12 protein-coding genes and 4 tRNA genes are annotated in these 12,658 nt (G+C 51.1%); 7 read left to right on the top strand and 9 right to left on the bottom strand.

The annotated features are described in order from the left end of the window. Nucleotides 1-54: 54 nt before the first annotated feature. From VPR01S_RS21540 to lolB, 9 genes are all read right to left on the bottom strand, one after another. A tRNA-Met gene (locus tag VPR01S_RS21540) sits at nucleotides 55-131 on the bottom strand. An 81-nt stretch (nucleotides 132-212) separates the two neighbouring features. Further along, nucleotides 213-287, bottom strand: a tRNA-Gln gene (locus tag VPR01S_RS21535). A gap of 45 nt (nucleotides 288-332) precedes the next feature. After that, nucleotides 333-417 (bottom strand) — tRNA-Leu (locus VPR01S_RS21530). Between the two features lie 37 nt (nucleotides 418-454). Then, a tRNA-Met gene (locus VPR01S_RS21525) sits at nucleotides 455-531 on the bottom strand. A 293-nt stretch (nucleotides 532-824) separates the two neighbouring features. Next, complete coding sequence (gene ychF, locus VPR01S_RS21520) at nucleotides 825-1,916, bottom strand: redox-regulated ATPase YchF (RefSeq protein ID WP_021707477.1); 1,092 nt, start codon at nucleotides 1,914-1,916, stop codon at nucleotides 825-827. A gap of 11 nt (nucleotides 1,917-1,927) precedes the next feature. Beyond that, on the bottom strand, nucleotides 1,928-2,518 hold the full coding sequence (pth, locus tag VPR01S_RS21515) for an aminoacyl-tRNA hydrolase (protein ID WP_040903312.1): 591 nt from the start codon (nucleotides 2,516-2,518) through the stop codon (nucleotides 1,928-1,930). Between the two features lie 147 nt (nucleotides 2,519-2,665). After that, nucleotides 2,666-3,613 (bottom strand): ribose-phosphate pyrophosphokinase, encoded by a 948-nt coding sequence (locus VPR01S_RS21510; protein WP_021707475.1) that lies wholly within the window; start codon nucleotides 3,611-3,613, stop codon nucleotides 2,666-2,668. Between the two features lie 75 nt (nucleotides 3,614-3,688). Next, a complete protein-coding gene (gene ispE, locus VPR01S_RS21505) occupies nucleotides 3,689-4,546 on the bottom strand; it encodes a 4-(cytidine 5'-diphospho)-2-C-methyl-D-erythritol kinase (protein WP_021707474.1) in 858 nt (285 codons plus the stop codon). Beyond that, entirely contained in the window at nucleotides 4,543-5,157 is a 615-nt protein-coding gene (gene lolB, locus VPR01S_RS21500; RefSeq protein ID WP_021707473.1) for a lipoprotein insertase outer membrane protein LolB, read from the bottom strand. The genes ispE and lolB overlap by 4 nt, the downstream gene beginning before the upstream one ends. A 159-nt stretch (nucleotides 5,158-5,316) precedes the next feature. Here lolB and hemA point away from each other — a divergent pair, with 159 nt between their 5' ends. The 7 genes from hemA (at nucleotide 5,317) to ushA (ending at nucleotide 12,599) form a co-directional block, all read left to right on the top strand. Then, nucleotides 5,317-6,576 carry a glutamyl-tRNA reductase gene (gene hemA / locus VPR01S_RS21495; RefSeq protein ID WP_021707472.1) on the top strand — a complete coding sequence of 420 codons (1,260 nt, stop codon included), beginning with the start codon at nucleotides 5,317-5,319 and terminating at the stop codon, nucleotides 6,574-6,576. 21 nt (nucleotides 6,577-6,597) lie between these two features. Beyond that, a complete protein-coding gene (gene prfA / locus VPR01S_RS21490; RefSeq protein ID WP_021707471.1) occupies nucleotides 6,598-7,686 on the top strand; it encodes a peptide chain release factor 1 in 1,089 nt (362 codons plus the stop codon). Between the two features lie 3 nt (nucleotides 7,687-7,689). Next, nucleotides 7,690-8,547 carry a peptide chain release factor N(5)-glutamine methyltransferase gene (prmC, locus tag VPR01S_RS21485; protein ID WP_021707470.1) on the top strand — a complete coding sequence of 286 codons (858 nt, stop codon included), beginning with the start codon at nucleotides 7,690-7,692 and terminating at the stop codon, nucleotides 8,545-8,547. A gap of 13 nt (nucleotides 8,548-8,560) precedes the next feature. Next, nucleotides 8,561-8,944: a SirB2 family protein gene (locus tag VPR01S_RS21480; protein ID WP_021707469.1), complete on the top strand. Its 384-nt coding sequence runs from the start codon at nucleotides 8,561-8,563 to the stop codon at nucleotides 8,942-8,944. A gap of 13 nt (nucleotides 8,945-8,957) precedes the next feature. Further along, nucleotides 8,958-9,767 carry a SirB1 family protein gene (locus VPR01S_RS21475; protein WP_021707468.1) on the top strand — a complete coding sequence of 270 codons (810 nt, stop codon included), beginning with the start codon at nucleotides 8,958-8,960 and terminating at the stop codon, nucleotides 9,765-9,767. A gap of 22 nt (nucleotides 9,768-9,789) precedes the next feature. After that, nucleotides 9,790-10,641, top strand: a complete 852-nt coding sequence (gene kdsA, locus VPR01S_RS21470) for a 3-deoxy-8-phosphooctulonate synthase (RefSeq protein ID WP_021707467.1) — start codon at nucleotides 9,790-9,792, stop codon at nucleotides 10,639-10,641. Nucleotides 10,642-10,937: 296 nt separating this feature from the next. After that, complete coding sequence (ushA, locus tag VPR01S_RS21465; RefSeq protein WP_021707466.1) at nucleotides 10,938-12,599, top strand: bifunctional UDP-sugar hydrolase/5'-nucleotidase UshA; 1,662 nt, start codon at nucleotides 10,938-10,940, stop codon at nucleotides 12,597-12,599. The last annotated feature ends 59 nt before the right edge of the window (nucleotides 12,600-12,658 follow it).

Here is a 12,658-nt window from a genome sequence, read left to right as displayed (position 1 = left end):
GTCTTGAACTCTAAAGTCACCAGTTAATTGGTAAAAACTGATAACTGTGAATAATGGTGGCTACGACGGGATTCGAACCTGTGACCCCATCATTATGAGTGATGTGCTCTAACCAGCTGAGCTACGTAGCCATCTTTTTGGAGCGAGACAATATAAACCATCTTAGCTCCGAGTGAAACCCCTTTTTGCAGAGTTTTCGCTTTTTAAATAAATGGCAGGTCTACCTGGATTCGAACCAGGGAATGGCGGCATCAAAAGCCGCTGCCTTACCGCTTGGCAATAGACCTGCAGGTGACAGCTTTTCCTGATAAATCAGAAGGCTATCTAAATCATGGTGCGGAAGGAGAGACTTGAACTCTCACACCTTGCGGCGCCAGAACCTAAATCTGGTGCGTCTACCAATTCCGCCACTTCCGCATATTTCCTCAATGCTCTTAAAAGAACATTCAGGAAATGGTGGCTACGACGGGATTCGAACCTGTGACCCCATCATTATGAGTGATGTGCTCTAACCAGCTGAGCTACGTAGCCATGACCATGATGTTGTTCCAGTTGTGACGTTGCCGTCTCGCCGGGAACGGGGCGCATTATGCGGAGTTGAGCCAGAACCGTCAATAGTTTTTTTAAATAAATCCAGACAAATCAATCGTTCGGTTTCTTTTTGAACAAAGAGCGGTGTTTATGATCGAAAACTGCTAACAAAACAGCGAGATTTGAATGAGTTAATTTGTGAGCAGGACGGTAGTAATCACAAAAGAATAAAAAAAAGCCAGCGGATTTGCTGGCTTTTTAGGCATTAGTTCAATTCTACGTTAGAGGCGGAATTAGACGTTGAAACGGAAATGGACAACATCGCCATCTTTTACGATGTATTCCTTGCCTTCGAGGCGCCATTTACCGGCTTCTTTTGCACCGGATTCGCCGTTGTACTGAATGAAATCATCGTAGCCCACAACTTCGGCACGAATGAAGCCTTTTTCAAAGTCAGTGTGGATCTTACCTGCGGCTTTCGGCGCAGTGGCACCAACAGGGATGGTCCAAGCGCGAACTTCCTTAACCCCTGCCGTGAAGTAAGTGTGCAGGTTCAACAGTTCATAACCAGCGCGGATCACGCGGTTCAGGCCCGGCTCTTCAATGCCCATATCGGCCAGAAACTCTTCACGCTCGTCGTCTTCCAGTTCCGCCATTTCTGATTCGATGGCTGCACATACAGGCACAACCACGTTGTTTTCTTTGGCCGCGAATTCACGCACGGCGTCCAGGTACGGGTTGTCTTCAAAGCCGTCTTCATTGACGTTAGCAATGTACATGGTTGGTTTCAAAGTCAGGAAGTTGAGGTAACCGATCGCTGCCAGCTCTTCTTTCGCCATCTCGATGCTGCGTACCATACCGCCTTCAGTCAGAACTGGTAACAGTTTTTCCAGTACCGTCAGTTCAAACTTCGCGTCTTTGTCACCACCTTTGGCTTTCTTAGCGTTACGCTGAATCGCACGTTCACACGAATCCAGATCAGCCAAAGCCAGTTCCAGGTTGATCACTTCAATGTCTTCAATTGGAGAGACTTTACCCGCAACGTGTACGATGTTGTCGTTTTCGAAACAACGAACAACGTGACCGATCGCGTCAGTTTCGCGGATGTTCGCTAGGAACTTGTTACCCAGGCCTTCACCTTTTGATGCGCCTGCAACCAGACCTGCGATGTCCACGAACTCCATAGTGGTCGGCAGTACTTTCTGTGGGTTAACGATTTTCGCCAATGCGTCCAGGCGAAGATCTGGCACAGGAACCACGCCCGTGTTTGGTTCGATAGTACAGAACGGGAAGTTAGCCGCTTCGATGCCAGCTTTAGTCAGTGCGTTAAACAGAGTTGATTTACCAACGTTTGGTAAACCAACGATGCCACATTTAAAACCCATGATAGTAACCTTTATTCAGCTTTGAACGTGTGTAAGCGGTTTTGTGCTTTTGTCAGACCATCTTTGACTAAGATGTCCAGGCAGCGGACCGATTCATCCACCACCGCGTCAAGACATTCCTGCTCTTTTGCAGGTGCCTTGCCTAACACATAACCGGAAACTTTGTCTTTGTGCCCCGGATGGCCAATGCCAATCCTCAGGCGGTAAAAATCTTTGTTGTTGCCGAGCTTACTGATGGTATCGCGCAGGCCATTGTGCCCGCCGTGTCCACCACCTTTTTTAAACTTAGCGACACCCGGAGGTAGATCCAGTTCATCGTGCGCGACCATGATTTCTTCCGGGTTTATCTGGTAAAACTTGGCCAATGCGGCGATGGCTTTACCGGATAAATTCATGAAGGTGGACGGGATAAGCAGACGAAGATCGTGACCGTTCATGGTGATTCGACCGGTCAGACCAAAAAACTTCGGCTCGTTTTTCAACGTGATGTTGTGAACACGAGCCAGTTCCTCCACGACCCAAGCGCCAGCATTATGGCGAGTTTTTGCATACTCAGGGCCTGGGTTCGCCAGTCCAACCAGCAATTTTATCTCTTGACTCAAGACGGGATCTCTCTGGTATCTCAAAAAGCGCCGTATGATAACACAGAAAAGTTGCGTGTCGCGAGATTCGCACACGCATTCAACAGAGCGGAAAACAAAAAGCACCTCATCAGGAGGTGCTTTATTCTCAGTAAGGCTGAACTCGAATTACGAGTTGAACATCGCAGAGATAGACTCTTCATTGCTGATGCGGCGAATCGCTTCAGCCAGCATACGAGACAGGCTTAGCGTGGTCACTTTACCGGTCGCGGCCATCTCTTTAGACAGTGAGATGGAGTCGGTCACGATAACCTGGTCCAGTACCGAGTTTTTGATGTTTTGTGCAGCGTTGCCAGAGAACACAGCGTGAGTAGCGTAAGCAAATACGCGTTTAGCGCCACGCTCTTTCAGCGCTTCGGCGGCTTTACACAGTGTGCCACCGGTGTCGATCATGTCGTCAACGATGACGCAGTCACGTCCTTCCACGTCGCCAATCAGGTTCATTACTTCAGACACGTTGGCACGCGGACGGCGCTTATCAACGATAGCAATGTCGATATCGCCCAGGGCTTTAGCTGTCGCACGAGCGCGTACAACACCCCCCAGGTCTGGAGAAACCACTACTGGGTTTTCAAGGCCACGAGATTCCATGTCTTCCAGCAGAACTGGCGTACCAAAGATGTTGTCGACCGGTACGTCGAAGAAGCCTTGGATCTGCTCAGCGTGCAGGTCGATAGTCAGAACGCGGTCTACACCGACGTTAGACAGGAAGTCGGCCACAACTTTTGCTGTGATTGGCACACGCGCAGAACGTACACGACGATCTTGGCGAGCGTAGCCGAAGTAAGGGATTACCGCAGTAATACGGCCTGCTGAAGCGCGGCGCATTGCGTCAATCATAACCACCAACTCCATCAGGTTGTCGTTGGTTGGTGCACACGTTGATTGAATAAGGAATACGTCACTACCACGAACATTTTCATTGATTTGTACTGCAACTTCGCCGTCAGAAAAACGAGAAACAGTTGCATCACCAAGGGAGATGTAAAGACGGTCAGCAATACGTTGGGCTAGTTCAGGTGTTGCGTTACCAGCAAATAGCTTCATATCAGGCACGGTGGAAACCTCAGGGTTGCGTCCAGTTTGTAAATAGAGTGGTTTGATACCAAATTATAGACAGTTGGTATGCTGTCAGGCTGACTGATAGTTGGCCAAAGTCGCTTTAAGAGGCGAAATGTTGCGCCCTTGAGCAACGAAAGCCGAGACATTATCAGGCAGTTGTGCAAGGATTTGTTCCGCTTGTTTCTGGCTGGAAAACTCCGCAAAAACGCAGGAACCGGTCCCCGTCAACCTAGACGGCGCGTATTGTAGCAGCCATGAAAGTTGCTTATCAACCTCTGGGTAGAGCATTCGCACAATTTTTTCGCAATCGTTTTCGTAGCTCGTGTCCAGAAGCGTTGACAGTGCGCGTTTTGGCGTATTGCGCGTCAAATCCGGGTGAGTAAATATATCTACCGTAGCAATGGCGACCTCTGGTCTTACCACTAAATACCACTTTTCTTCCGGCTCGGCTGGAGACAGCTCTTCGCCAATGCCTTCGGCAAACGCTGAAAAACCGCGCACGAAGACCGGCACATCCGCCCCCAGTGTCAAGCCAATTTGCGCTAACTCGTCATCGCTCAAACCGGTTTGCCATAAATGATTCAGCGCGACCAAAGTGGTCGCTGCATTGGAGGAACCGCCGCCAATGCCACCGCCCATCGGTAAGATCTTGTTCAGTTCAATATGGGCGCCATAGGGACAGCTGCTGTATTGTTGCAATGCCGTGGCGGCTTTCCAGATCAGGTTGTCCTGCAGGGTAACGCCCGGGATCTCGGGGGTCAAACTGATAGTGCCGCTGGTGTTGGCGCTAATTGTCAGTGTGTCGCCGTGGTCGAGAAACTGAAACAAGGTTTGCAGTTCATGATAACCAGTATCGCGGCGGCCGGTAATGTAAAGAAACAGGTTCAGTTTTGCCGGAGAAGGCCAGTGGGTTGCGTGCGTGATCATTGATTCAGCACCCATTTGGATACCACGATGTTGAGTGTGGTGTCACCTTGTTTGAGTTTCATTTTGCTCGGCAGCGGAACGATCTGCTGAGACAAGGGTTCATCACGATAACTCAAATAATCCAGATGCCAATTTTGCCAGCTGACCTGTTTTTCTAACGATGCCAGTGTGTTGGTGTCATTGAGCAGGTAATGGTCGGCATTGGTCGGGTTACCGAGTAACCAGTTTTGCAACTGTTCTACCGGGATCACCAGGCCCGTGAGGCGATAGACCAATGCATCGGCACTGGGGTCTGTAAACACTTGATCGTCGTAGGTTTCGACACGGGCGCCCTGAGGGCTGATGGAGAGGTTAAGGACAGTTTGACCGAGAAAGGTGGTCAGGCGTAACTGGCTTTGGGCTGCGGAATGGCGCCATTGAAAATTGAGAGACTCGCGCTGCTCGGGGGAAATATATCCCAGCTTGCCAGTAACCAAATAGTTGTCAATGCTGGCCAGTTTCTGCTGATGGGATTGCCATTCGACGCTGGTTATACTGTCGGGAACGGATGTACAGCCAGCAAATAACAGGGTTGCCAGCAGCAATGGAATAAGTTGGCGAATTTTGATCATGGTTGCTCGCAATTTGCACAATGTATCGTTTTGAATGAGCTAACTATATCATTGATCTCACGGAGTCAGGAAAGAAATCGGCCTGACCCTTTTAATAAATCTGGCCATCAAGTAAAATTCCGACCTTACTGACTTTCCTGAATCGAGAATCCTGCACACATGTCCTTGCTTGCTATTGGTATCAACCACAATACAGCGTCGGTCGAATTGCGCGAAAAAGTGGCATTCGGACCTGATAAGCTGCCTGAGGCACTAAAGCAACTTGAGGAAAGCAGTATCGTCAACGGCAGTGTGATCCTTTCCACCTGCAACCGGACTGAAATCTATTGTGATGTAAAACCTGCCGGGAAAGCGAAGATGATCGACTGGTTGTCGCGCTTTCACAGTGTCAGCCCGGAAGATCTTAAACCCAGTATTTATATTCATGAAGAGCAGGCGGCGATCCGTCACCTGATGCGGGTTTCCTGCGGACTGGATTCTCTGGTGCTGGGTGAGCCTCAGATCCTCGGTCAGGTCAAGCAGGCGTATGCGGATTCGAGAGAGCACAAAGCGGTGGATACCGCGATGGAGAAGCTTTTTCAAAAAGCCTTCTCGGTTGCCAAACGGGTACGTACCGAAACAGACATTGGTGGCAACGCCGTGTCTGTGGCCTACGCCGCCTGTACCTTAGCCAAACACATTTTTGAATCGCTCTCTGAGGCGACGGTACTTCTGGTTGGGGCCGGTGAAACGATAGAACTGGTGGCCAAACATCTGGCCGGTCACAACTGCAAACGCATGATTGTGGCGAACCGCACTAAAGAGCGTGCACTGAGTCTGGCTGAACCTTTTGGCGCGGAAGTGATCACCTTGCCTGAGATCCCGGAACATCTGGCGCACGCGGACATCGTCATCAGCTCCACCGCCAGCCCACTGCCAATCATCGGCAAAGGGATGGTGGAAACCGCACTGAAAGCCCGTCGTCATCAGCCGATGCTTTTGGTGGACATTGCCGTGCCGCGTGATATCGAGTCTCAGGTTGGTGAACTCAACGACGCGTATCTCTATAGCGTCGATGATCTCCAGTCGATCGTTGAGAACAATATCGAGCAGCGTAAAGTCGAGGCCATTCAGGCCGAAGCCATCGTCAGCGAAGAAAGTGCCGGCTTTATGAGCTGGATGCGTTCGTTACAGGCGGTGGACAGTATTCGTGAATACCGCAAAGCGGCCAATGATATCCGCGAAGATTTACTGAGCAAGAGCCTTCAGGCGCTTGCTGCCGGGGCGGAACCGGAGAAAGTGTTGCTGGAATTGAGCAACAAACTGACCAACAAACTGATTCACGCCCCAACCCGAGCACTGCAGGTAGCTGCAGAGCAGGGAGAACCCGCTAAACTGACTGTCATCAGACAAAGCTTGGGTCTCGAAGACCCGCAATAACCGAGTTAAGAAAATACATTTATGAAAGCGTCTATTTTAGTAAAGCTTGAAACCCTGGTTGAGCGCTATGAAGAGGTACAACACCTGCTTGGCGATCCGGATGTGATCGGTGATCAGGACAAATTCCGTGCCTTGTCCAAAGAGTACTCTCAGCTTGAGGAAGTCACCAAGTGCTTCCAGGCTTACCAGCAAGCACAGGAAGACCTGGCCGCCGCCGAAGAGATGGCGCAGGAAGATGACGCTGAAATGCGCGAGATGGCGCAAGACGAGATCAAACAGGCCAAAGCGGAAATCGAACGCTTGAGCGATGAGCTGCAAATTCTGCTGTTGCCGAAAGACCCGAACGACGACCGCAACTGTTTTCTGGAGATCCGTGCTGGTGCGGGCGGCGACGAAGCCGGTATTTTTGCCGGTGACCTGTTCCGCATGTACAGCAAGTTTGCAGAGAAAAAAGGCTGGCGTATCGAAGTGATGTCGGCCAGCGAGTCCGAGCACGGTGGCTACAAAGAGATGATCGCCAAAGTGGCAGGCGATGGCGCTTACGGTATCCTCAAGTTCGAATCGGGTGGTCACCGCGTACAACGTGTACCGGCCACGGAATCTCAGGGCCGTGTGCACACGTCGGCGTGTACGGTGGCCGTCATGCCGGAGATCCCCGAAGCCGAAATCCCGGAAATCAAAGCCAGCGATCTGAAGATTGATACCTTCCGTGCGTCGGGCGCGGGTGGTCAGCACGTCAACACCACCGACTCTGCCATTCGAATCACCCACTTGCCGACCGGAACCGTGGTGGAGTGTCAGGATGAGCGTTCGCAACACAAAAACAAAGCCAAAGCGATGGCGGTGTTGGCGGCCCGTATCATCCAGGCGGAAGAGGCCAAGCGGGCGGCGGAAGTGTCTGATACCCGTCGTAACCTGCTTGGCTCGGGCGATCGCAGTGACCGGATCCGTACTTACAACTACCCGCAAGGGCGCGTTTCGGATCACCGTATCAACCTGACCATCTACCGCTTAAGTGAAGTGATGGAAGGGGATATGGTCAGTTTGATTGACCCGGTAATTCAGGAACACCAAGCCGATCAGTTGGCGGCTCTGGCCGAGTCCAACTAACCGATGTCAGACCCAAACAGCGTCGAAAACACACTCAAGACGGCAACGCAACTACTGAAGGAGAGTGGCAGTGACTCTCCTTCACTGGATGCGGCGGTGCTGCTGTGTCACGCGCTCGACAAACCGCGTTCTTTTTTACTGACCTGGCCGGAAAAAGCGCTCAGCGAATCGGAGTTGCAGGCGTTTGAGGCCTTGTTGACTCGCCGCCGACAAGGTGAGCCGGTGGCGTATATTGTCGGCGTACGTGAGTTCTGGTCACTGCCGCTGCAAGTATCGCCTTCGACATTGATCCCGCGACCAGACACTGAGCGTTTGGTCGAAGTGGCGTTGGCGATAACCGCGTCAGACGGTGGCGACATTCTGGACCTGGGAACGGGGACCGGCGCGATTGCGTTGGCTCTGGCGTCAGAGTTGCCAACCCGCCGCGTCATTGGTATTGATCTGCGCCCGGAAGCTCAGGCGTTGGCGACGGACAATGCCCGTCAGTTAGGTATTGGCAATGCCACCTTTTTGGCTGGCAGTTGGTTTGAACCGCTGGAAGCGGGTACAAAGTTTGCTTTGATTGTCTCTAACCCGCCATACATTGAAGAAAGCGATCCGCACTTGTCTGAAGGGGACGTTCGTTTTGAGCCTAAGTCTGCGCTGGTCGCGCAAGAGCAAGGGCTGGCGGATATTCGTCACATTGCCACGCACGCCAGAGCTTATCTCGAACCTCAGGGATGGCTGGCGTTTGAGCATGGCTATGACCAGGGCAAGGCGGTGCGTGAGATACTGAGCGCATTGGGTTATCACCAAGTCAATACCGAACAGGACTATGGCGGCAACGACCGGGTAACATTCGGACAATTCTTGCCGCAGTAACAAAGAGAATATTATGTACGAAGGATTAAAACATTTTCACCTGCTGACGATCGTGCTCAGCGCCACCCTACTGTCTGTGCGTTATGCACTGATGATGGCGAATTCTCCCATTCTGGAAAAGAAGTTTCTTAAAGTCTTTCCCCACATCAACGATACGTTTCTGTTGTTGTCCGGGATTGGTCTGGTGTTTATTACCGGATTTATTCCGTTTACACCTGCAGCGCCCTGGATGACTGAAAAGCTGACCTGTGTACTGGCGTACATTGCGCTGGGCTTTTTTGCGTTGAAACTGGGCCGTAACAAGCTGCTGCGTACTTTCTCCTTCTTTGGTGCCCTGGGTTGGTTGTTGATGGCCGGTAAAGTGGCTGTAACCAAAGTGCCGATGTTTTTAGGCTAAGCGGAATCGATGAATGCTTGAGTTATTTGATGAAGACTTTGATGCGATCGAACTGGCAGAAGGGGCTTTGATCCTCAATCAGGCTGTGAATCCGCAAACGAAGGTCAGTTGGGCAGAGCGAGAGCTGGAACGGCTGCTGAAAGACGCCGAACTGGCCTTGGTGAACGAGGCCGATGAGCAAGTGCGTTTTGACGCATTTCTGCGCCTGTTCTACTTCGACTGGGGATTTCGCGGCGATCAGGATGCTTATTTTGATTCCAGTAACGCGTTTATCGACAAGGTTCTGGAACGACGTAAAGGTATCCCGGTCAGTCTGGGCGCACTGCTGCTGTATTTTGGACGTAAACTCGGTTTCCCGGTCGAAGCGGTGACGTTTCCGACTCAGTTTTTAATCAAGGTTTGCTGGTACGGTGAGCCAGAGCGTTACCTCAACCCATTTGATGGGGAGTATGTTTCTCGGCATACTCTGGAGTCCTGGTTGATTGGCCACAGCGGTCCGCTGAAAAAGCTCAAAAGCGAGCATCTTAAAACGGTTGATAACCCGACTGTGATTGGGCGCTGGCTGGCAGTGCTGAAAAGTGCGCTGTTACGTGAGGAGCGCTATACTCTGGCCTTGAGATGTACCGATCTGGCGCTGACGTTTGTGCCCGATGATCCGTATGAAATCCGCGACCGTGGCTTTATTTATCAGCAGTTAGATTGCCACCAGATTGCGTTGATGGACTATCAGTATTTTATCGATCAATGCCCGGACGACCCTGCGGCTGAACTATTAAAGAATCAGGTGAATGCCATGCGTGAAAACGCCATCACCGTGCATTAACCCAGACTAAAGAGAGATAAAAATGGAACAAAAAGTTGTTCACGTTGGTGATATTCCTGTTGCTAACGATAAGCCGTTTACTCTGTTTGCCGGAATGAACGTGCTGGAATCACGGGATCTGGCAATGCAGATCTGTGAGCACTACGTGAAGGTGACCGACAAACTGGGTATCCCGTACGTGTTTAAAGCGTCGTTTGACAAAGCCAACCGCAGTTCAGTGAACTCTTACCGTGGTCCAGGTCTGGAAGAAGGCATGAAAATCTTCCAGGAACTGAAAGATACCTTCGGCGTTAAGATCATCACGGACGTTCATACCGAAGCACAAGCTCAGCCGGTGGCTGACGTGGTTGACGTGATTCAGTTGCCAGCCTTTTTGGCGCGCCAGACCGATCTGGTGGAAGCGATGGCGAAAACCGGTGCGGTGATCAATGTTAAGAAACCTCAGTTCATGAGTCCGGGGCAGGTGGGCAACATTGTCGAGAAATTTGCGGAGTGTGGTAACGAGCAAATCATCCTGTGTGAACGCGGTTCATGTCATGGTTACGACAATCTGGTCGTGGATATGCTGGGTTTCGGTGTGATGAAAAACGCCTCGCAAGGTAGCCCCATCATCTTTGACGTGACGCACTCACTGCAGATGCGCGACCCAAGTGGCGCGGCATCAGGCGGTCGTCGTGAGCAGACGGTGGAACTGGCAAAAGCGGGTCTGGCAACGGGCATTGCTGGTCTGTTTATCGAAGCGCACCCCAATCCGGATCAGGCAAAATGTGACGGCCCATCGGCATTACCACTGGATAAGCTTGAACCATTCCTGGCGCAGATGAAAGCGCTGGATGATCTGATCAAGAGCTTTGAGCAGATCGACATCAACTAAATGTTCTGCTGAATAAAAAGCCGACGACGACGTCGGTTTTTTTATGCCTGATCTCCCCTGGTTTGAGGTAAACGATTGCCAGTGATCCACCAAAATCGTTTGTGTAATCCAGACAACCGATTGCAGTTGGCGGTGGTAATTAACATGATCCATACGACATAACTATGAAATCAGGCTGTCAGCATGAAAAGGTTACTTTAGACTGAATCAAGTTTTGTCTGGGTTTCAGAGAGTGACCATCGTAGTGTCAGACAAGACGGCAGTGGATTCCAAACAAGTTCAAAGGTATGACAACAATGAAGCAAGGCCTAATTCTAAAAACAACGCTAAGCGCAGCAATTCTGGCAGCCCTTGCAGGCTGTGCGTCGCAACCCGCCCACGAGTGGCAAAGCGACACCACTTACAAACTGACGGTGTTACACACCAACGACCATCATGGCCGCTTCTGGCAGAACAAATACGGCGAGTACGGCCTGGCCGCACGTAAAACGCTGATTGATGACCTGAGAAGCGAAATCGAAGCCGAAGGCGGCAGTGTGCTGCTGTTGTCCGGTGGCGACATCAACACCGGAGTGCCTGAGTCGGATTTGCAGGATGCGGAGCCGGATTTCAAAGGCATGAGCAAGATCGGCTATGACGCCATGGCGCTCGGAAACCATGAGTTTGATAACCCGCTTGAAGTGTTGTTCAAGCAGGAAGAGTGGGCGAATTTCCCGATGTTGTCGGCGAATATTTACGATAAAAAAACAGGCAAACGCTTGTTCCAACCGTATCAGATGTTCGATAAGCAGGGGATTCGAATTGCGGTGATCGGCCTGACAACAGAAGACACTGCGAAGATCGGCAACCCAGAATTCATCAATGGCATTGAATTTCGCGACCCGAAAGTAGAAGCCAAAGCATTGATCGCTGAGCTCAAAGAGAACGAAAAACCGGATCTGATTTTTGCCGTGACGCACATGGGGCACTACGAAGACGGTCAACGGGGAGTGAACGCGCCGGGTGATGTCGCTTTAGCGCGTTTCCTTGGCCATGGCGATCTGGATATGATTGTTGGCGGTCACTCACAAGAGCCGGTGTGTATGGAAGGACCGAACGTGGTCAACAAGCACTTCCAACCGGGTGATGAGTGTAAGCCGGACGTTCAGAACGGCACCTACATCGTACAGGCGCATGAGTGGGGCAAATACGTTGGCCGTGCTGATTATGAGTTCCGCAACGGTGAACTGAACATGGTCAGCTATAACCTGATCCCGGTTAACCTGAAGAAGAAAGTGGAACTCAACGGTGAGAAACAACGGGTGTTTATTCAGGATGAAATCGCTCAGGACGCCACTATGCTTGATTTCCTGCGCCCTTATCAGGAAAAAGGTCAGGCTCAATTGAATGTGAAGATTGCTGAAACCAATGGCAAGCTGGAAGGCGATCGCAATGTGGTGCGTTTCGAGCAAACGAATCTTGGGCGTTTGATTGCGGCTTCTCATATGGAGCGCGCGAATGCGGATTTTGCGGTCATGAACTCAGGCGGCGTGCGTGATTCCATTGAAGCTGGAGATGTGACTTACAAAGACGTACTGAAAGTACAGCCGTTTGGCAACATCGTCACGTACACCGACATGACCGGTAAAGAAGTGATGGACTACCTTAATGTGGTTGCTACCAAACCGGTCGATTCGGGTGCTTATGCTCAATTTTCCGGTATCTCTATGACGGTTGAAAACGGTCAGGTGTCGCATGTGTTTATCGGCGGAAAACAGCTGCGCATGGACAAGACTTACCGCTTTACGGTGCCAAGTTACAACGCGGCGGGCGGCGATGGCTATCCGAAGATCAATACCCATCCAGGGTACGTCAATACCGGTTTTGTTGATGCTGAAGTGCTCAAAGAGTTCCTCCAGTCTCACAGCCCGATTGACGTCAACAAGTTTGCCCCGTCTGGGCAGATTGTTTACAAGTAAGATTGACGGCAAGGCCCTGAAATGATTAACCTAAAGCGGCGCACTTTGCGCCGCTTTTG

It is taken from the genome of Vibrio proteolyticus NBRC 13287, assembly GCF_000467125.1.
Taxonomy (GTDB): Bacteria; Pseudomonadota; Gammaproteobacteria; order Enterobacterales; family Vibrionaceae; genus Vibrio; species Vibrio proteolyticus.
This window is presented reverse-complemented; position numbering and strand designations above follow the sequence as displayed.